This is a genomic window from Spiroplasma endosymbiont of Dromius quadrimaculatus (assembly GCF_964031155.1).
In the GTDB taxonomy this organism is placed as follows: Bacteria; Bacillota_I; Bacilli_A; order Mycoplasmatales; family Nriv7; genus Nriv7.
In genome coordinates, this window is record NZ_OZ035010.1 from 1,159,620 (window position 1) to 1,180,248 (window position 20,629).

A 20,629-nucleotide genomic window follows, 5' to 3' on the forward strand; every position below is an offset into this window, starting at 1 on the left:
AACTAAAACTTTTACTTTTATTTTTATTACTATTAATAGATAATAAGATTAACGATAGTAAACGAGAGGTGGCAAATTATGACTAAAGAACAACTTAAAATATATGGTAATCCATCTCAAAAAATGAATACAATTCTTGAAATTCATCAACAACTAAAAGAAATTTTTAAAAATTTTCAGTTTAATAACAAAAAAGATTGTATTGAAATTTTATTAGATGAAGAATGCTCTTGAAATACAACAATTGATGTTAAAAATGAAATTACATTTTATATTACTCACAAAACAATAACGACTTCTAATGTCCTATTAATGTGTTATGAATGATACCATTGAGAAATGCCGTCTAGTGGTTATCGCTTTACAAAACGCCAAATAAGTCAATTTAAACAAGATTTTCCACGCTGAAAGGATGCTAAATACTTTCTTTTTAGTAAAGCAATTAAACACTTCATTACTCAAAAATGAGATTTAATAGACAAAAATGATTTCTACTTTGATTTAGGATTTATTTTATTTAAACAAATTTTTCCTGGCTTTCATCTCAGGTTAATTCCAACCTTTCGTTATTTTCATTTTGATAATTATTCACTTCGTAGTAAAAAGACATATTTAGAAGGTATTTTTTATCGCCTAAGAAGTCGTGATTTTTATACTCGTTTCCCACAAATTGAAATAATAAACATTCAAGAAAAAAATAAAATCACTAATACTTATTATTTGCAAACTTTACGACTAGTTAAATGGTTATACTACCAAATGTCAATGAAAAATAATCATCTTGCCAATAGTCACTTTAATATTCCCTTAAATAAATATTATCTCTTTGATTACTTATTATATCCTGTATATTATAAATACTTTTTAAAAGATAATCCCTTACAGCGATGCTTTGATGTTATTAGAGAAGTATTACAAAGAATCATTATCAAATATGACAGCATTTATCTTCCTAACAATTTAATTGCCTTTTGAGAATTAGAAATTGACAATGAAGAACTTCAATATACTCTTGAACACTTACTAGAATACATTAACGAACATTATTCGGAAGAACACGCTTATGAAGAAATTTATGAAGAAGTACAAAACTTTGTTGAATATATGGAAAGTTTAGAACCAAAAGAAAAGAAATACTAAAAAACGACTTTATTTAGAAAATAAAGTCGTTTTCAAACCGTAAACATAACTTGGTAGCGAGAGAGAGACTTGAACTCTCGACCTTTCGGGTATGAACCGAACACTCTAACCAACTGAGCTATCTCGCCAAATATGGTCGGGAAGATAGGATTCGAACCTACGACCTCTCGGTCCCAAACCGAGCGCTCTACCAAGCTAAGCTACTTCCCGTATTAAAATAAAATGGTGCGCCCAACAGGAGTTGAACCCGCAACCTCTTGATCCGTAGTCAAGCACTCTGTCCAATTGAGCTATGGGCGCCTATGGTGTCATTAAATAACAAAGTTATTATATATTATTACCGCTCTGTTGACAACAAAAATTTCATATTTCATAACTTTAATTAGTAATATCACAAATTATTTTTTATTACCTATTGGTTAATTAAAAAAATCACTTAACTGTGATTTTACTTAATATCTTATGGAGGCACTGATCGGATTCGAACCGATAATCAAGGAGTTGCAGTCCAATGCCTTAAACCAGTTTGGCCACAGTGCCATATATACAATAAATATTATTACACATTAATTATAAAACTACAATAATATTTTATTAAAAACTGTAGAAACCACAGATGTTTAGTACCTTTGGTTTTTATAAATTATTTAGGGTATATTCTTTTGGCAATAATATTTTGTTTTGAATGCGAAAAATTTATAAATTAAATTCTAGGTAGAATTTTTAAAAAAAGAATATAATATAATTATGACATTAAAAAATGATGAATTATTAATTTAATTTTAATAAGGATTTTTGTTATTATTTCAATATCAATATATCAAGAAAAAAATCAACCCCAAATAATTGAAAGAAATAACAATTCTTTTAAATTATCATCCATTATTGTCAATGCTAATCTAGGTGAATTTATAACTGAGGAATTAAAAAATCCAACAGAACAACAAATCAAAGAAAAAGTAAAACAATTAAATCCGCAGTTAAATATTAATAAAATCAAAATTGAAAATATTACTAATAACAGTGCAAAAATTAGTTCACTTGATTCAGTTTTATACTGGCACAGTAATAGTTAATTATAGTGTTTCAATAAACTCACTTAATTGATAATTATCAACCAAATATTTTAAAACTAAGAAAAAGACTGAATTTTATTTCAGTCTTTTTTTAAATTAGATTAAAATTATCGTTAACCTTGCTTAGTTTAAGAAAATCACAGCAACAACAACTAAATAAAACTCTTCTACTAGGAACATCATAAAAAAACCAAGCAAGCGAGGATAAATCTTTAATCTGCAATTTTTTTACTTTGAAATTTAATTAATAAGCTATTTTTAAAAAATAAATAAAGGAATGACAAATTTGTTAATTGTCATTCCTGATAATCTAATAACCACCTAAACCAGCACTTATTACCCGTGTATAAGAATCAGTAATTTCCTTAATAAATTTATTTTGAAAACCAGCATCAGCAGTTTGAATATCAGTAACTCACTGACCATTAATAAAATTAGCAACTGGTAAATAAATACTAGCAACAGATTTATACTCATCATTAACAATATCTTGTGTATCTTTAAACAAAGGCGTATTATAACCAAATTCTAATGATAACTCTGTTTGTACTTTATCTTGTAAAACAAATTGTAAAAACTTATATGCTAAATCCTTATTAGAACTATGTTTAGTAATCATCGCCACATCAGCTCAAACATTTGTTCCTTGCGGTGTTAAAACATCTAGATTAGATATTCCTGTTGTCGAATCAATCTTTGGAATTGCTTTTCGTGGTCGCACACTTTTAAAATTACGATCACGAATATTTTGATTTTTATCATAAAACGAAGCAACAGCATCACCATTATACATTACGGCAATATCAAATAAACGACTAGACTCCGGATCATATGGTGCTGAAAGACTATTAACAATTTCATCACTTTGTAAAGTAACATTATTCTTGTAATCAACAATTAATTCCTTTAATAATTTTGTTGCAAATTCAACATCTTCTTTTCTTTCAGGATTAACTGTTTGATTAATTCTTTGAAATGCTAAACCATATAAACTACGAAAATCACTTAATGCAAAAACATTTTTACCTTCTCGGGCAGCTTGTCATATTAATTCTCATGATACTGTTGTCGGATTTAAATATTCTTCTTTTTTTTCATCATTAGTAATTAAAATTTCAACACCTTTTTCAATTAATCAATTTTTAGTTTCTGGTTTTTCAAAGTTCAATAATATTGTTAAATCACCTCAAAAATAAGGTACAGCATAATCACTTAATAAGCCCTTTTCTGTTTTATAACCAGCAACAGAAATTACTTTTTTAATACCACAATCAAGATAAGTTCATAAACTATCTACTGGCTTGGTACCATCTAAATCTGAACAACTATTCCCACTAGAAACCTGATCATTACCAATTGGCATTAAGCGACTTCAATCCAATTTTTCAACCTTATTTTCAGCAATAAGTCTTGAAGCCATATAATCAGAAGGAACAATAACATCATAATCAGTAGTAAACATTTTATTATATAAAACTTCATTCTTATCATAAGTTTCTACTTTCATCTTAATGTTATGTGCCGTTTCAAATCTTTCCACAACCGAACTATTAATATATTCTCCTCAAATTCCTAATTTAAAATCATAAAGATTATTTTGCACATAAACAAATGTTAAAGCTCCTAATGAGGTAAAACTTAATGCCACAATAATAATTGCTCGCCAAGGTCAACGAACTAATCAATAATATTTCTCTCTTCTTTTCTCACTAATTCGTTCTTGTCGTTTATCGCGACGAATAATTTGTGCTTTTTTTGATTTAATTCATAACTTTTCTTTATCTACTTTAATTTCTAAATGAAAAATTTTTCGTTTTAATTTTAAAATATTAAGATTTTTTACAAGATTAAGATTATTTAACTGCAAATATAACTGCAATAGTTTTCTTTCACTATTAATAATAATTTTAGCCCGATATTTTTCTGTTAAAATTTTATGATTTCGTGACTTAATCTGCGTACTAATAATGATATAACAATTTCAACTTAAAACTAAAATCGCCACAATTGAAATTAATATTGTGCCAAAAGCATTAACAACCGGCGTTAGTCGTTTTAAAGTATAAATATATGTAGCAACATTAGTTACATTGCCACCTGTAAAATAAGAAATAATAAAATCATCAAACGACATCGCAAAAGAAATAACACTAGCAGCAACAATAGCGGGTCAAATTAAAGGTAAAATAACTTTTCTTAAAGTATATCTCGGACTAGCACCTAAATCCAATGATGCTTCAATAATTGATGGGTGAACTCTTCTTAATCGTGGTAAAACCGTAATAATTACATAAGGAATATTAAAAGAAATATGTCCTAAAATTAAACTAAAAAGACCAAAGTTAAAACCTAAAGCCATAAATAACATCATTAACGATACCGCTGTAACAACATCAGCATTAATTAAAGGAATATTAGAAATATTTAATGTTAACGATTGCGTTACTTTTTTAGCTTTACTAATACCAATGGCAGCTAAAGTTCCAATAATAACTGAAACAATTGTTGCAATAACCGCTACTAACATACTAGAAATAATTGATTCAAGAAACAACCGATCTTGAAAAAACTTTTCATATCAAGTTAACGAAAAATTACCATTAAAATGTGTTAAACTTCGCTCATCATTAAAAGAATAAAAAATTAAAATACTAATGGGCACATAAATAAATAATAATACTAAAAGTAAATAAGAACTTTTAAAGATTTTTTTAATCATTATTTCGTCCTACCTTACCCATAAATTCTTTTCCCTAATAAGCGCAACACAATAACTAATAATAAAATTATAAATCCTAAAAATACTGAAATTGCAGCTGCTAAACCAAAATTAGCGCCTTGAAAAAAATATGCTTCAATAATAGAAGATATTAAAGTAATTTTTTCTTGTCCCATATACTTAACAACAATTAAACTTGTTGCCGCTTGTAATAACATAAAAATAATTCCGGTAATAATTCCTGGCATTGAATAACGAAAAGTAATTCTTCAAAATGTTTGATAAGGACTAGCGCCTAAATCTTTGCTCGCTTCAATTCAACTACGATCCATTTTATCCAAACTATTAAATATAGGAATAATAACAAAAGGAATAAACATATAAATCATTCCAATAACGATTGCTATTGGTGTTCCTAATAAATGCACATTAGTTATTCTTTCAATTAAATCAAACATTGTTTTTAAACCAATAGTTTTTACTAACATATTAATTCAAATTGGTAATGTTACTAATATTCAAATATTTTTTGATACTAATTTTGACTTTGAAAAGGCCATTAAATATGCTACGGGATAACCAATAAGAATGGCAAAAAATGTCGCAACAGTTGCATATAATAATGAACGACCTAATGATGCTAAAAATGATTGCTCATAAAAAAAACTTTTAAAATTATTTATTGTAAAATCAAAAATTAAAACATCATTAGTAGGGCTAATTAGGGAATATAGTAAGAGAATAAAAAGTGGTGCAACAATTAATAATATCATTAAAATAACATAAGGAATCATTAATGGCACTCAACTATTATTACTTTTTTTAATAAAACGATTTTCCTTAATATTTTGTAAATTCTTTTTAAAATTTTCTTGTAGTCATTGAAACCGAATTTTGACATTATGTGTTATCCGACTAAAAAAGTTATTTTTATCTTTATCTTTTTTCACCTTATTCAACCTCTTTTCACATTACATGAATGTCTTCTACTGACCACCTAACACCAACTTTTTTACCAACAATAACTGTATCTGTTGAATGCACCAAAAAATTTCGTTTTCGCGTTGCAATAACAATTTCTCAATAAACACCTTTAAAAGTTACACTCTTAACGGTACCACGAAAATATCCACTCTTTTCACCAACAATATCAATATCTTCCGGACGAATTACAATATCAATATTAGTTTCATTAGTACCATATCCTTTATCTAAACAACGAAAATCACGACCATCAAAATGAACTAAATTATCGTGAACAAATACTGCATTCTCAATAATATTTGATGCCCCAACAAATTTAGCTGTTCATTTATTTTCTGGTTCATTATAAATATTTTCTGGACTTCCTACTTGTTGAATTTGTCCTTCATTCATCACAACAATCCGATCAGACATTGTAAATGCTTCTTCTTGATCATGCGTTACTAAAATAAAAGTAATATCTAAATCATTTTGTAATCGTTTTAATTCTAACTGCATTTGTTGTCTTAATTTTAAATCTAAAGCTGCTAATGGTTCATCTAATAATAAAACTTTAGGTTTATTAACTAATGCTCTTGCAATTGCTACGCGTTGTTTTTGACCCCCAGATAATTCATCAATATCCTTATCTTGAAAACCAACTAAATTAACTAATTCCAATGCTTCTAAAACTGCCTTTTTAATAACATCAATTTTTAATTTTTTAATTTTTAAACCATAAGCAACATTTTCATAAACATTCAAATGCGGAAATAACGCATAATTTTGAAAAATTGTATTAATTTTGCGTTTATGAATTGGCACCCGAAGCATATTTTGACTTTCAAAAAGAATTTCACCACTATTAGGGTCATCAAAACCACCAATAATTCTTAAAGTAGTAGTTTTTCCACAACCACTCGGTCCCAATAAAGTAATAAATTCACCAGCTTTAATATTTAAACTAATTCCCTTTAAAACCACTTCACCAGAAAAATCTTTCGTAATATTTCGTAATTCTAAAATATTAGGTTTAATTACTGTATCAATCATTTTTTCATCACTCCTAAATAGTAAATATCTTTTTAAAACCTTGGTGGTGTTGTAATTCAAAGAACTTTACTGTCACCATTTAACATATTATTTTTTAAATAATGTTCTTCATTAACTTCTAAATGAAAAGCATCGCCCGTATTGGCAGTAATCTGTTTATTACCAACAATGACAACAACCCGACCAGTCAAAACTAATCCAAACACTTCCCCAATAAAAGGATTAACTTTTGGTGAACTTTTTCCTGCTTTTAATGTTATTAAAATTGGTTCCATATTATGAGCTTGACTCGTAGCAATAAGTCACTTAATATGATAATCCGTTTCTTCTAAAATTGACATCGTATCACTAGAAAATACATAACTTTTATTTTTTTCATCATCTTTAAAAAAATCACTTAAAGAACAATTCAATACCGAAATAATATCTTGTAATGTTTCAATACTTGGTGATGTTAAATCTCGTTCCAATTGACTAATAAACCCCTTAGTTAATTCACATCGTTGTGCTAATTCATCAATTGTTAAATCTTGTTTTAACCGTAATGCTTTAATTTTCTTACCAATATCCATAAAACACCACCATTCTTTGTTTAGTATTAGTAAACATTAAGTTTAATTACAAAACGATTATATACGATTTTATCGTGATGTCAATTAAATTAAGAAAGAAAAACTAAGAATTTTTAGATAATTCTTAGTTTATTTTTATTTATTTTAAATGATTAAAATCACTGTAAATATTTCTACAAATCGCAATTTTTCTTATTTCCTAATAATCAGCAAACTGCTTTAATTGCAATGAATCAATTCCAATATTAGCACCACTATCCAACAAGAATTTAATGAATTCAATGTCACGATTTCGTAATGCATAATAAAGTGGTGTCTTACCATCATTACCTTTAATATTAACATCAGCACCCCTAAGCAAGCAACAACTCAATGATTGGAATATTCATAAGCTCTATTGCCCCAAAAATTGGCGACTCACCAGCATCATTTTGAATATTTACATCCGCACGCCGATCCAACAACAATTCCACAACAGCAATATTTTCCTGTAATACTGCATAATGAAGTGGCGACTCATCAAGACTATTTTTAATATTAACATCCGCACCTCAATCCAGCAACAATTCAATAATCGCCATTGATTGATTTTTTACAGCTCAAAAAAGTGGCGACTCGCCTTTATGATTTTTCATATTAATATTAATACCATTATTAAGCAATAATTGAATTGCTTCAATATTTTTTCTTAGTACTTCAATATGAAGTAGCGTATTACCATAGTTATTTCAAAAATTACTATTTAACCCATAATTAATTAATATTTTCAATACCGGCAATGATTTATTAAATTCAATTTCTCGAAAACGATTTTCAATCGCTTCATTATTAATAAATATTGGGGCATTAATATTTAAATCTATTGGCGTATTTTCTAAAAATTCTCCAATTGCGATAATATCTTCACTAGCAATTAATTGTTCTAAACGATTAAGAATTTCATCTAATTGTTGTGCATTATAATTAGTTGCTAATGCTCTAATCCGATAATCAATGCGACGCATATAATTATCTAATTGTTTTTTTTCATCAGCGGTGTCTAACGATTTTTGTAATTCAACAAATTTCATTTTTAAACTTGTTAATTCAACAACCGAATAGCTGACATAATTACTAAATTCTTTTTCTATTGTTAATAATTGTTTTTGTAATTCTTGTGGTAACATTTACCTTCTCCTTTTTAAATTAATTTAAAAATAACGCCATCGGCGTTATTAATTATTTTTCAACAGAACCCATTCTCAAACTGTAATAAGTTTTTAACTTAATAAAATTATTATGAAATAATAAAAGGAAAATAACAAGTTAACAACAATATTTTATTTTTGTCATTACATCCATCCTTTTTAACTATTATTTAGTTAACAAACTAATAATTTTAATATATTGCCATTTTTTTGCATAAGAAAGGGGCGAATAACCAAGATTAGTTTTAATATTAACATTAGCACCACTAGCAAGCAACAATTTAATAATAGGAATATTTCTATTTCTTACTGCTTCAAAAAGTGGGGTCTCATCATCCTTAGTTTTAATATTAGCAACAGCACCACGATCCAGCAACAATTTGACTCACTGAATATTTTCACTTCTTACCGCACAAAAAAGTGGCGTCTCACCGTATCTATTTTTAATATTAATATTAGCATCCCGATCCAACAACAATTGCATAACTCTAATATCTTTTCCTCATACTGTATAATGAAGCGGGTAATTGCCATCATTATTGCAAATATCAATATCAGCACCACTATCCAGCAACAATTCCATAACAGCAATATTTTCATCTCATACTGCATAAAAAAGTGGCGTATTATTATACTTATTTTTAATATTAACATTAGCACCACTATCCAGCAACAATTCAATAATAGGAATATTTTTACTTTTTACTGCTTCAAAAAGTGGCGACTCCCCATACTTGTTTTGAATATTAATATTAAAACCATAATTAATTAATATTTCTAATACTCGCAATGATTTATGAAAATTGATTTTTTGAAAACAATTTTTAATTTCTTCATTAATAAATATTGGAGCATTAATATTTAAATCTATTGGCTTATTTTCTAAAAACTCACTAATTGCTAAAATCTGACCACTATTAATTAGTTGTTCTAAATAATTAAAAATTTCCTTTAGTTCTTTTGCATTATAATTAGTTGCTAATGCTCTAATGCGATAATCAATCCGATCAATATAATTCGCCAATTGCTCTTTTTGTTTTTCCATTTGTTCAATACTAATCTTAATGTTATTTACCTTTTCACTAATATTATCAATGACACTAAATTCTAAGCAATATTTTGTTAAAATCGCAACTGCATTTTCAAGATTGACTTTTAATTCCTTTTGTAACGAAACTAATCTTACTCGTAAATTTATTAATTCAGCAACAGAATAATTAACATAATTACCTAATTCTTTTCTTAATATTAATATTTTTTCTTCTAATTCTTGTGGACTAATAGCTAATCCTTTAATCCGATAATCAATCTGGTTAATGATTTCAGGAATATTAGTTAAAGCAATAACAACTTCTTGTTTTCGTACTACCAATAATTGTATTTCATTAAGGACATTTTCTAACTCGGCACTACTAAATATAAGCTTTTGCTCGGCAATCTGATTAATATCATTATCTAATTGATTTTTAGATGCTTTTATTTGTTGAATACTAATCACAATATTATCCATTTGGCCATTAATATTGAATAATAAATTAAAACAAAATGATTCTTTTTGACAACAAATCGCTAATTGGTTTTGTAATTCAACAAGTCCTACTCGTAAATTTGTTAATTCATCAAGAGAATAATTAGCATGATTTCGTAATTCTTCTCTTATTATTAAAAATTGCTCTTCTAATAATTCTGGTAACTCAATTGATAATATTTTAATTCCATATTCAATATCATCAATGTAATTATATAACTGCTCTTTTTGATTTGTTAATTCTTGAATACTATTCCTAATAGTATACTCGATTTTTGAACTCATATTTTGTAATAAACCAGATTTTAAGTAATATTCTGAAAAAAGCAAAACTGCTTTTTGACAATAAATACCTAATTCAGATTGTAATTCAATAAGTTTTAATTTTAAATTTGTTAATTCAACAAGAGAATAATTAGCATAATTACCAATTTTTTTCTTACTGTTAATGATTGCTCTTCTAATAATTCTGGTAACATTTACCTTCTCCTTTTTAAATTAATTTAAAAATAACGCCGTTTAAGTATTAAACTTTGCGTTATTAATCTTTTTTTATTGCAGACCATTCCCAAACTGCTATTCTACTTAGCGCCCCGTTCCAACAACAATTCAATGACTTTAATGCTTTTATTTTTTTCTGCATAAAAAAGCGGCGTTCTACGAGCACGATTTTGAATATTAATATCCGCACCCTGATCCAACAACAATTTAACAAGTTCAATGTTTTCAATTTTTACGGCATAAAAAAGTGGCGTCTCATTCTGAGTATTTAAAATATTAATATCCGCACCATTATCAAGCAACAACTGTGCTAATGCCACATTTTTTGACAATACTGCTACAAAAAGACAACTCTCATTAAAACGCGTTTTAATATTAACATCAGCACCCCATTTCAGTAACAATTCAATAGCTCCAATAACCTTATCTTCTACTGCACAATAAAGCGGCGTTGCTCCGCGACTATTCAAAATATTAATATTAGCGCCATTATCTAACAATAATTGAATTGCTTCAATGTTTTTGCTTTTTACTGCACAATAAAGTGGGGCATTACCGATACTATTTAGGAAATTAATATTAGCACCATTATCCAATAACAATTGGATTCTTTTAACACATCCGCTTTTTACCGCAATATGAAGTGAAGCATAACCGTACTCATTTAAAAAATTACTATTAAACCCATAATTAATTAATATTTCTAATACTTCCAATGATTTATGAAAATCAATTTTTTGAAAACGATTTTCACCAACTTTTTTAAAAATAAACATTGGCGAGTTAATATTCAAATCCATTGGGGTATTTTCTAAAAATTGTTTAATTGCTGAAATATCGGCACCATTAATTAATTGTTCTAAATCATTAAAAATTTGCTTTTGCTGTTCTTCGCGATAATTAATTGTTAATGCTTTCATCCGATAATCTATCCGGTCAATATAATTTGTCAATTTCTCTTTTTGGTTTGTTAATTCTTGCATCCACGCCCCATTCTTATCGATTTCTAAACGAATTTCTTTTGATAAATCCGATATTAAAGTCTTTTGTATAAAAACAACAGTTTCTTTTGCACGATAACAATCTAATTCTTCTTGTAAATTAATAAGTTCTCCTTTTAAAGTTTTTAATTCAGCAACAGAATAGTTGCAATAACTCTTAACTTCTATTATATTTTTTAATAATTTTTTTTCTAATAATTCTGGTAACATTTATCTTTCCTTTTTCAATTAATTTAAAAATAACGCCATCGGCGTTATTAATCATTTTTCAACAGAACCCATTCCTAAACTGTGATAAGTTTTTAACTTAATAAAATTATTTCCTACTCGATTTTTCTGCGTTTAAATTGTGAATTACTCAGTACATCTTCTGCTAATAACGAAGCATTAGTTGTTAATAAAGCAACAATTTCGCGATGAATACGGTCTTCCTCACATTCGCCTGATAATTTCCATCCGATACGAGCACCATAAGTATCCTCATATTTAATTTTACATTCATTTGCTAATTGGATCAGCGTCTTGCCACAATCATTTTTAATATTAACATCCGCACCACTATCAATTAATAATCGCACCATTTCAACATTTTTTGATTCCACAGCTGGAAAAAGGCAATTCTCATTATAAGGATTTTTAATATTAACATCCGCACCATTTTTAATCAACAATCGTACCATTTCTAAATGCGATACTCTAGCTGCTAACATCATTGCTGTAAAACCACGACTATCAGTTGCATTCACATTAGCACCATTATCAATTAACAATTGTACAATTTCTAAAGTACTTTCGCGAACGGCTACAAAAAAAGCATTAAACTCAGAATATTTAAGAATATTATTAACATCGGCACCATTATCAAGTAACAATTTAATTACAGCAATATTTTCCCTTTTTATTGCTTCAAAAATCGGCGAACCAAACATCCTACTTTTCATATTAACATCCGCACCCCGATCCAGCAACAACTGAATAACAGCAATATTTTTACTTCCTAAGGCTCAGTAAATAGGCGACTCACCAAGACTATTTTTAATATCAACATCCGCACCACTAGCAAAGAGCAATTGCATAATTTCAAGATTTTCTTTGCTTACTGCATAATGCAGGGGCGGATTACCTAACTCACGCTGTAAATTTACATTAGCACCACTAGCAAGTAATAATTTAATGATTGCAATTTCTTGTTCCTCAATTGCATAAGAAAATGGTGTTGTACCGCCACTATTTTGCAGATTAGCATCCGCACCACTAGCAAGCAACAACTCAATAACAGCAATATTTTTGCTTTTAACTGCATAATGCAGGGCTGTATTATACTCATTATCTAAATATCTCTCATAAATATTAACATTACCAGCATTAACATTAGCATCATCTTCACTTTCTAAATCACTATCATCATCATCAAGATAGACAGTACCAGCATTAACATTAGCACCATTATCCAACAATAATTGGATTAATGCTAGCCATTCTTTTCTTACGGCAATAGAAGTGGCGTTTCACCATCGTTATTTCAAACATTAACATTAAAACCATAATTAATTAGTATTTCTAATACTGCCAATGTTTTATGAAAATCAATTTTTTGAAATCAATTTTCAATTTTCTTATTAATAAGCATTGAAGCATTAATATTTAAATCTATTGGCGTATTTTGCAAAAATTGTTCAATTGCTAAAATATCGCCACGATTAATTAATTGTTCTAAACGATTAAAAATTTCTTTTTGCGCTTCTGCCTGATAATTAATTGTTAATGCTTTAATCCGATAATTTATGCGACGCATATAATTATTTAATTGTTCTTTTTCATCACTAATATCTAAACCTTGTTGTAATTCAAGAAATTTTACTTTTAGTCTTGTTAATTCATCAATTGAATAGTTGAAATAATTGTCAAACTCTTTTTTTATTGTTAATAATTGCTCTTGGAACTCTTGTGGCAAATTTAGCTTCTCCTTTTAAATTAATTTAAAAATAACGCCAATGGCGTTATTAATCATTTTTAAACAGAACCCATTCCCAAACTGCGATAAGTTTTAAACTTAATAAAATTATTATGAAATATTAATATTAAAATAACAAGGTTAATTTAAATATTTTTAACACTTAAAACTTATCTAAATATTTCATTGCTTGTGCCTTTAAAGTATTTTTCATTGCGATTGCTTTATATATTCCTAATCACTCAAAATTTTTATTAATTGTATAACTAATTCCCGCTCCGTGAGAAATTCATTCGGTATTTATTAATGCATCCAAAAGATCACCAAAAACAATATCTACTAATATTGATACCACTGCACCAGCAATACCACCAACTAAAGTTGATGAAACGCCTGTTGCTAATCACCTAACTACTTTGCCATTTTTAATAAGCAATTTAGCAACCTTAGTCCCAACCTTCGTTCCCGTATAAACCGATATTGGCACACCAACAACAATATCAATCGCAACAGTTTTTATAACTTGTTTACTCCGCATTGCTGCATACATATCATCAGCCATATAATGCGTTATCATATGAGAATTATTAGAATCAGCAACATTAATCGCATTCACACCTTTATACTCAATCGTTTTAATAACATCGCGAACACTTTGTACTAAATTATTAACATTTTTAAAATTAACATTAAAATTACCACAATCTTTTTCTACTGTTTTAAGATGTTCATATGAGTCTTGAAACATTTTATTTAATTTAACAATTTTTTCTCAAACTCCAAGTTCAGTTATCTTATCTTTTTGTTGAATAAAGGTTTCCTTTCACTTTGTAAAATGACTAACAAAAGATTGTTCTAACCTCATTTCTAAATCGCCTAATAAAGTATTAGTTTTAAATAAATAGGCATCTAATTCCATAAACTTAACAGGTAATTCTAATTGAAAATCATCTCTTCTTAAATATTCAATATCATCACGATATTCTTTAAACTCCTTATGAAGTAAAATCATTTTCTTAAAATCGGTTTCAGAATCAATGCGATTATTTTTTATCGCGATAATTTTAGCATTTAATTGTGCTAAATTTTTATTCACTTGATTTAAAAACTCACTAATATAAGAATGCAAATTAACTTTAAAATCTGAATGAACTAACTTATTAAATTCCATATATTCACTATATAAATTAATTGAAAAAACATTAAAATTAGTTAACGACTTAACATCTATTTCTTGTAACTCCCGCATAATCAAATCATACTGATGGAGTTTATCTCGTAAATAAACTATTGTTGTAGGATCATTTTTAGTATCTTTAAGATTATGATAGCCTTCTTTAAGATAATTTATATCTTCAATAAAAGTTTCATTTAAATCAACAACAGATTTTTTATGTTGCAACATTTTTTTTAATTCTCCATCACCATTAGCAGCATCAGATGCTACCAATTGATGCCAATAAGCAAGTTTTTGCAACATCTCCTTAACAGCATTATTTACAAATATGCCAACAGTTGATTTTAATTCATTAACCTTTATTGTTTGCTCATAAAGAATATTCATTATGCCACTATAAATGTTTTCTGCGCACAAATATTCTAATGTCTTCATTTTTTTATCAAATATTTTTTTATAGTCATTAATTACTTTTTCAATTCTTTTTTCATCAGATATTACTTCATCAATAATTTCTACCAAATGCTCATTACCATTTATTAATGTTTGATAACTTATCATTGCCGGTTGGATAAATAACATTCCCACAAACAAAGATTTATAAAATAGATTTCCCATAATTTACTCCCAAATTTTTATTATAATTTAGTAAGATATTTCATTTTTTGCGGTTTTATTGTTTTTTTAATGGCAATAGCTTTATACATTCCTAATCAATCATAATGTTTATTAATCTTATAACTAACTCCTGCTCCCTGAGAAACTCAATCATTATTAATAAACGAATCCAACAGTTCACCAAAAACAACATTAACTAATATTGAGGCAACAGCCCCCGCAACAACACCAGTTCCTATTGATGCTATTCCAGTTGTTACTCAGCACACAATTTTTCCTCTACTAACAAGCACTTTAGCTACTTTAGTACCAATTTTCGTAGCTGTTCCCACACCAACAGGAAGACCAATAAAAATATCAATATAAAATGTTGTTTCATATTGTTTCGCTCGTTTAGCAGCATATTGATCATCCGACATATAATGAGTTATAATATTAGGATTTTTTTTATTCTCAATCACAATAGCATTAATTCCTTTGTATTCAATAGTATTAATAACATCTTGAATTTCTTTCACCAATTTATGAACAACACTAAAATTAAAATCCTGTGATGCTTTTTCTACTTGTTTAAGATTAGTATATGAAGCATTAAACATTTGATTTAACTTTTCAAGCTTTTCTCAAACACCACTTTCGGTTATTTTTTCCTTTTGCTTAATAATCGTTGCTTTTCACTCTTTAAAATGACTAATAAAAGAAGCTATCATTTGCTTTTCTTGGGTTGCTAACAAAAGCATTGCTTGATGCAAATTATTATTAATTTCCATAAATTTAATCGGAAATTCACTAATAAAATCATCCCGTTTTAAATATAAAATATCTTCTTGAAATTGTTGTAATCTTTGTTTAAAAGAAACTATCATCTTAAAGTCTTGTTCATTATTACTTTCCATATTAATGATTAATTTTTGTAATTGTTTATTCATTTCATCAACAAATATTCCAAGATAACTATGAATATTACTTTTTAAATCGGCATAAACTAATTTATTAAATTCCATATACTGCTCATATAATGATATTGAAAATACAAACTTTTCAGTTCAAGATTGAACATCACTTTCTTGTAATTCCCGCATAATTAAATCATATTGATGTAATTTCTCTCTTAAATTATTAATTGAATAATCTTTATTATTAATATCATTAATCGCTTTAACAATTTCTAAATTTAATGCTTTGACCCTTACTTGATGTTTTAAATATGTTTTTAACTGTTCATCACCATTTATTGTACTAGTAGTTAATTTTTGATGTCAATAAGCAAGCTTATCTAACATGTGTAAAGCACACACTTATGTTAGTTTTACACAAAATCAATAAATAAATATGAGCTCATTTATTTATTGCAAGAAATATAAGGTTAAATTAACACTTATTATTTTTAATTATGCCTTATATTTTTTTGCACCCATAAAATCAAACTAAGTTAATTAGTAAACGAAGTTTACTAACAAAACTTGTTAAACACTTAAATCTGCGATATATAAGTGTTTAAAAAACTAAGTTAACTAAACTTAGTTAATATAACTTAGTTTATTCATAAGAAAGGTAATTTATTATGAAAAACATTGAAAACATTTTCTTGAATACTAAAAAATATCTTTTAAAAGAAACACAAAACGCAATTCTTATTAAAGCCCCGAAAATTCCGTGATTTAATAAACAAATCGGCATTTGGTTTCCAAAGCGATTTGTTTATAAAGGAAAATATGCTAATTCCATTTGCATCGGAATAATCAAGAATAATGAATACCAAGTAATTTCAATTAATCAACAAGAGCAAGAAACCAAGTTAATTAAAGGTCAAGAATTATTAAGTTTCTTCATTGCTGAAAAAGAAAATAACAAAAAAGATACCAATTATAACTATTTTAAAGGAGTTTAAAAATGAATATTGCAATTGGACTAATATTTATTATTATTTGCATAATGTTATTGGCATATTTTGCTTATAAAATTTATGCCAAAATAAAAATTAGAATTAAATATAAAAATGCCATTAAAAATAATGCTGGTAATTTCACAAAAGATGAAAAAGTATTTATTGCTCGCTTTGAAGAATGAGTTAAAACCCCTAATTCAAAAGAAAATAACGCGGATAAAAAATAATGTTTTGAGAAATTATTATGAAATTTTTAGAACTGTTTGTTCCGATTGAAAAAATGCCTGCACAAGTTGCGTTTATTGCCGGATTAATTATTATCATCACTTTTCTTTTCGCGTTAATTTCTATTATGTATTTACCAATAAAAATTATTTTTGGGAGATAAAAAATGACAATAAACTTAAAAGAATTTAATTGAGAACAAATTAAACAAACTTTCTGAGATTTATTTATTCAAATTACAACCATTCCGGCTCATATTACTGGTGGTAAAGAAATTGATTTAACCGAAGCACCACTTTGGCTTTTAATAGCAAATATTGCTTTTTGATTCTTAACAGCTACTATGGTGTGATTTATTCTAATGCTACTTTGAAAAACAATATCAGTATTTAGATAGAAGCAAAAGTAATGTCGCGAAGTTACATTGTGATGCATTCACAAAGAAATTCAAAATTAATTAGGAAAAAATACAATCGTGTTAAGGTTAATCGTGGTTTTAACAAATTTAAGAAAAACTTTGAATATAAATGATGAATGTTTTAAAAAGAAAGGGGGTGATTATATGATTGGAACTTTCTTAGTGGATGCACCAGCAAAAATAACAGCTAGTGATGCGATGACTAAATTGTGAAATGCCATTATAACAGCGTTTACTAAAATGTGAGAAATTATTGCTGTTAATATGCCACAAGTCGGTAACTTCTTTGCTGACTACTGAATATTCATTTTTCCATTTATTTTGGCAATATTCTTTATTTGCTTTAAAATGTTTGAAAAATTACTTGGAGCGGTACGTTAACAAAAAAATAAAGTGAGGTGCAAGATGAAATTTTGCAAATGAATAATAGAAAAAAATAACCATTTTATTGAATTAAATCGCACCTCATTTTTAATTTTATGACATTGAGGAGCAATTTGATATGTTTATAACGGTTATTTTAAAAACATTGTGAGCTATTTATTTTTAGCAGGTTGTATTTTAATTTTTGTTTTTAAAATCGGTAATTTAACACAAATTAACAAAGTTATTAATTTCTTAAAAAATTCACCATTAAATATTGTTATTGGTTCATTAGGAACTGGAAAAACCGCTTTTCTAGTATACGCATCAAAATTACTAAAAAAGAAAAAATATCATATCGCATCAACATTTCCATTACTAGAAACCCAAAAATTAAGTTTAGGGCATATGGGCTTGTTAGACTTTGATTATCCAGTATTGCCAGACAAAACCTTACTTTTGTGAGATGAAACCAATTTATTTTTAGAAGGAACTGATTGAGAAAAAAATAATACCAAAAACGAAGAAACCGGTATTCAAGAATATTTCGCTCTGGCACGCCATTTTGGTCATATTGTGCTTGCTAGCGGTCAAAGAGATAAACATATTTGAGTTAAAGTTCGTGATATTGCCAATAATGTGATTGTGGGAATTCGCAAAAAACCCGTTAATATTTTTCGCCCCTACTTAAAAGTCATCTATGGTACCTTTACGAGCATTGAAGAATATGAACGCTGACGAAACACCTTAATTGATGCTAAAAATAGTAAAAAGGGTCGTCGCATTAAATATCGTGATATTCCTGAACTTGATATTTATTTTTTTAAACTAAAAATTCCGCTACCAATACTTAACACTTACAATTCTTTTTACCTAGCGTTTTTAAGAGATTTCTTAAATTCAAAAGTAAATCCTGACTATGAAGATAAATACTATACTGACACCGCAATTGATTTAGAAGACTTAGAATACTTAAAAATGGATAAATTTAGCAAATTTTTAAGAAAAATGAAAGAAAAGGAATAATAAAAAATGGAAAATCTCGCAAAAATGGCCGACTTTCTGGCTCAAATGCTTTATAAGGTTTTTGACTTAATTTGAAGTCTCGAAGTACCAGGAACGAATATTCAACTAATATTTCCTCTATTTTTAACACTAGCTGTAGAATTTCTTATGGCAATTATTCTTGGATTTGGTAGTCAACAAGTTAATTTAGAAAAACAACGCCAATATGCGGTTAAAAATAAAGGGCGGTTAAGTGCGTGAGGAAAAGTTAAAAAACAAGTAAAACCGATAAAAACAAAACAAGGTAACTAAAAATGTTTAAACTAATTATTATTTTTATCTTAATAACTGTTCTTGGACTATTGGCTGGTAGTCATTTTGAAACTTTAACAAACTATATTAGCGAAGGCCTTGCCAATTTTAAAAAGTTTATTACTAGCAATTTAACAATTTTAGAACTATTTAAACCAATGGCACGAACATTTTCGCAACATCCAATCTTCACCATTCTTGGCGTTACTTGTGTACTTATTGCTTTATTTATTGTGATTAAAGGACGATAAAAAATATGAAAGGAAAATTAAAATGAAAAAACTTTTAGGCAAAATATTTAAAAAAGATAATCGAAAAGAAAAAATGCCATTAAAATTAAGAATTAAAAATTCTTTTAAAAAGCAATGATTAAAAATAGTATTAAGTATCATTTTCATCTTTATAAGCTTATTGATTTGTGCATTAACAGCAATCGATACTAAATGAATAACCGGAACAAGTAACGAATTTAATGATTTTATGAATAAAGAAATGGTTGATTTTTTTGGCAAATTTAATAGTGGTATTATGCTGGCAGGAATATTTGTTTTTTGATGAGGCGGAGCAATATATTTTGCACTTAAATTTGAAAAATTAATCCGCTTTACTATTCAAAAAATTAAAGCAAAAAGAGCCTTAAAAAATGAAATCACACAAGCTCATTAATTCTTTAAAAAAATATTGATGGAGAATTTTACCTTACATTTTTATGATTACTATCTTTTTCATTCCATTTTTAAAATTGGAAATTAATGCTTCAAATTTTTCATATAATAATTTTAAATCATTAATTTCATTTATGATACTAGGATATTTAGATATATGCATTACAATAGCTGTAATTATAAATTGTGGTATTAAGTGACTTATTAAAAAAATTAAAGAAAAAAGAACAATGAAAAATAAAATATTTTAAAAAGGAGTGATAA

24 protein-coding genes and 4 tRNA genes are annotated in these 20,629 nt (G+C 27.3%); 12 read left to right on the top strand and 16 right to left on the bottom strand.

All coding sequences use genetic code 4. The annotated features are described in order from the left end of the window. Positions 1 to 78 precede the first annotated feature (78 nt). Positions 79 to 1,140, top strand: a complete 1,062-nt coding sequence (locus AAHM88_RS06470) for a hypothetical protein (RefSeq protein ID WP_342262648.1) — start codon at positions 79 to 81, stop codon at positions 1,138 to 1,140. Positions 1,141 to 1,191: 51 nt separating this feature from the next. Here AAHM88_RS06470 and AAHM88_RS06475 read toward each other — a convergent pair. From AAHM88_RS06475 to AAHM88_RS06550, 16 genes are all read right to left on the bottom strand, one after another. Further along, positions 1,192 to 1,268: transfer RNA gene (locus AAHM88_RS06475), tRNA-Met, on the bottom strand. 5 nt (positions 1,269 to 1,273) lie between these two features. Next, positions 1,274 to 1,350: transfer RNA gene (locus tag AAHM88_RS06480), tRNA-Pro, on the bottom strand. Between the two features lie 13 nt (positions 1,351 to 1,363). Then, a tRNA-Arg gene (locus AAHM88_RS06485) sits at positions 1,364 to 1,440 on the bottom strand. Between the two features lie 163 nt (positions 1,441 to 1,603). Continuing rightward, positions 1,604 to 1,680 (bottom strand) — tRNA-Cys (locus AAHM88_RS06490). A gap of 846 nt (positions 1,681 to 2,526) precedes the next feature. Further along, positions 2,527 to 4,935 carry an extracellular solute-binding protein gene (locus AAHM88_RS06495; RefSeq protein ID WP_342262649.1) on the bottom strand — a complete coding sequence of 803 codons (2,409 nt, stop codon included), beginning with the start codon at positions 4,933 to 4,935 and terminating at the stop codon, positions 2,527 to 2,529. A gap of 14 nt (positions 4,936 to 4,949) precedes the next feature. After that, positions 4,950 to 5,885: a spermidine/putrescine ABC transporter permease gene (potB, locus tag AAHM88_RS06500; RefSeq protein WP_342262650.1), complete on the bottom strand. Its 936-nt coding sequence runs from the start codon at positions 5,883 to 5,885 to the stop codon at positions 4,950 to 4,952. Position 5,886: 1 nt separating this feature from the next. Continuing rightward, positions 5,887 to 6,936 carry a spermidine/putrescine ABC transporter ATP-binding protein gene (potA, locus tag AAHM88_RS06505; protein WP_215827083.1) on the bottom strand — a complete coding sequence of 350 codons (1,050 nt, stop codon included), beginning with the start codon at positions 6,934 to 6,936 and terminating at the stop codon, positions 5,887 to 5,889. Between the two features lie 47 nt (positions 6,937 to 6,983). Further along, positions 6,984 to 7,523, bottom strand: coding sequence for a helix-turn-helix domain-containing protein (locus AAHM88_RS06510; RefSeq protein WP_342262651.1), 540 nt, complete (start codon positions 7,521 to 7,523; stop codon positions 6,984 to 6,986). 199 nt (positions 7,524 to 7,722) lie between these two features. Further along, positions 7,723 to 7,896, bottom strand: coding sequence for an ankyrin repeat domain-containing protein (locus tag AAHM88_RS06515; protein WP_342262652.1), 174 nt, complete (start codon positions 7,894 to 7,896; stop codon positions 7,723 to 7,725). Next, positions 7,877 to 8,689 (bottom strand): ankyrin repeat domain-containing protein, encoded by an 813-nt coding sequence (locus AAHM88_RS06520; protein WP_342262653.1) that lies wholly within the window; start codon positions 8,687 to 8,689, stop codon positions 7,877 to 7,879. The genes AAHM88_RS06515 and AAHM88_RS06520 overlap by 20 nt, the downstream gene beginning before the upstream one ends. Before the next feature lie 187 nt (positions 8,690 to 8,876). Then, a complete protein-coding gene (locus tag AAHM88_RS06525; protein WP_342262654.1) occupies positions 8,877 to 10,568 on the bottom strand; it encodes an ankyrin repeat domain-containing protein in 1,692 nt (563 codons plus the stop codon). A gap of 251 nt (positions 10,569 to 10,819) precedes the next feature. After that, entirely contained in the window at positions 10,820 to 11,950 is a 1,131-nt protein-coding gene (locus AAHM88_RS06530) for an ankyrin repeat domain-containing protein (RefSeq protein WP_342262655.1), read from the bottom strand. A gap of 113 nt (positions 11,951 to 12,063) precedes the next feature. After that, on the bottom strand, positions 12,064 to 13,197 hold the full coding sequence (locus tag AAHM88_RS06535) for an ankyrin repeat domain-containing protein (RefSeq protein WP_342262656.1): 1,134 nt from the start codon (positions 13,195 to 13,197) through the stop codon (positions 12,064 to 12,066). Between the two features lie 29 nt (positions 13,198 to 13,226). After that, entirely contained in the window at positions 13,227 to 13,694 is a 468-nt protein-coding gene (locus tag AAHM88_RS06540) for a hypothetical protein (RefSeq protein ID WP_342262657.1), read from the bottom strand. Between the two features lie 163 nt (positions 13,695 to 13,857). Beyond that, on the bottom strand, positions 13,858 to 15,489 hold the full coding sequence (locus tag AAHM88_RS06545; protein WP_342262658.1) for a hypothetical protein: 1,632 nt from the start codon (positions 15,487 to 15,489) through the stop codon (positions 13,858 to 13,860). Positions 15,490 to 15,509: 20 nt separating this feature from the next. Then, complete coding sequence (locus tag AAHM88_RS06550; RefSeq protein ID WP_342262659.1) at positions 15,510 to 16,772, bottom strand: hypothetical protein; 1,263 nt, start codon at positions 16,770 to 16,772, stop codon at positions 15,510 to 15,512. A 281-nt stretch (positions 16,773 to 17,053) separates the two neighbouring features. On the opposite strand from AAHM88_RS06550, the gene AAHM88_RS06555 reads away from it, so the two are divergent. From AAHM88_RS06555 to AAHM88_RS06605, 11 genes are read left to right on the top strand one after another with little or no spacing between them, the layout of a single operon-like run. Further along, entirely contained in the window at positions 17,054 to 17,380 is a 327-nt protein-coding gene (locus tag AAHM88_RS06555) for a hypothetical protein (protein ID WP_342262660.1), read from the top strand. A 2-nt stretch (positions 17,381 to 17,382) separates the two neighbouring features. Next, positions 17,383 to 17,604, top strand: a complete 222-nt coding sequence (locus AAHM88_RS06560) for a hypothetical protein (protein ID WP_342262661.1) — start codon at positions 17,383 to 17,385, stop codon at positions 17,602 to 17,604. Then, positions 17,604 to 17,765, top strand: coding sequence for a hypothetical protein (locus AAHM88_RS06565; RefSeq protein ID WP_342262662.1), 162 nt, complete (start codon positions 17,604 to 17,606; stop codon positions 17,763 to 17,765). Before AAHM88_RS06560 ends, AAHM88_RS06565 begins: the two co-directional genes overlap by 1 nt. Positions 17,766 to 17,768: 3 nt before the next feature. Beyond that, on the top strand, positions 17,769 to 17,999 hold the full coding sequence (locus AAHM88_RS06570; RefSeq protein ID WP_342262663.1) for a hypothetical protein: 231 nt from the start codon (positions 17,769 to 17,771) through the stop codon (positions 17,997 to 17,999). Positions 18,000 to 18,010: 11 nt separating this feature from the next. Beyond that, entirely contained in the window at positions 18,011 to 18,145 is a 135-nt protein-coding gene (locus AAHM88_RS06575) for a hypothetical protein (protein WP_338968593.1), read from the top strand. Positions 18,146 to 18,164: 19 nt separating this feature from the next. After that, complete coding sequence (locus AAHM88_RS06580) at positions 18,165 to 18,401, top strand: hypothetical protein (RefSeq protein ID WP_342224377.1); 237 nt, start codon at positions 18,165 to 18,167, stop codon at positions 18,399 to 18,401. A 24-nt stretch (positions 18,402 to 18,425) separates the two neighbouring features. After that, a complete protein-coding gene (locus tag AAHM88_RS06585; protein ID WP_342262664.1) occupies positions 18,426 to 19,409 on the top strand; it encodes a hypothetical protein in 984 nt (327 codons plus the stop codon). Positions 19,410 to 19,415: 6 nt separating this feature from the next. Further along, positions 19,416 to 19,700 (top strand): hypothetical protein, encoded by a 285-nt coding sequence (locus AAHM88_RS06590; RefSeq protein ID WP_338967899.1) that lies wholly within the window; start codon positions 19,416 to 19,418, stop codon positions 19,698 to 19,700. A gap of 2 nt (positions 19,701 to 19,702) precedes the next feature. After that, positions 19,703 to 19,951 (top strand): hypothetical protein, encoded by a 249-nt coding sequence (locus AAHM88_RS06595; RefSeq protein WP_338968164.1) that lies wholly within the window; start codon positions 19,703 to 19,705, stop codon positions 19,949 to 19,951. 22 nt (positions 19,952 to 19,973) lie between these two features. Continuing rightward, positions 19,974 to 20,366 carry a hypothetical protein gene (locus AAHM88_RS06600; RefSeq protein WP_342262665.1) on the top strand — a complete coding sequence of 131 codons (393 nt, stop codon included), beginning with the start codon at positions 19,974 to 19,976 and terminating at the stop codon, positions 20,364 to 20,366. 43 nt (positions 20,367 to 20,409) lie between these two features. Further along, positions 20,410 to 20,616 carry a hypothetical protein gene (locus AAHM88_RS06605; protein WP_342262666.1) on the top strand — a complete coding sequence of 69 codons (207 nt, stop codon included), beginning with the start codon at positions 20,410 to 20,412 and terminating at the stop codon, positions 20,614 to 20,616. Positions 20,617 to 20,629 lie beyond the last annotated feature (13 nt).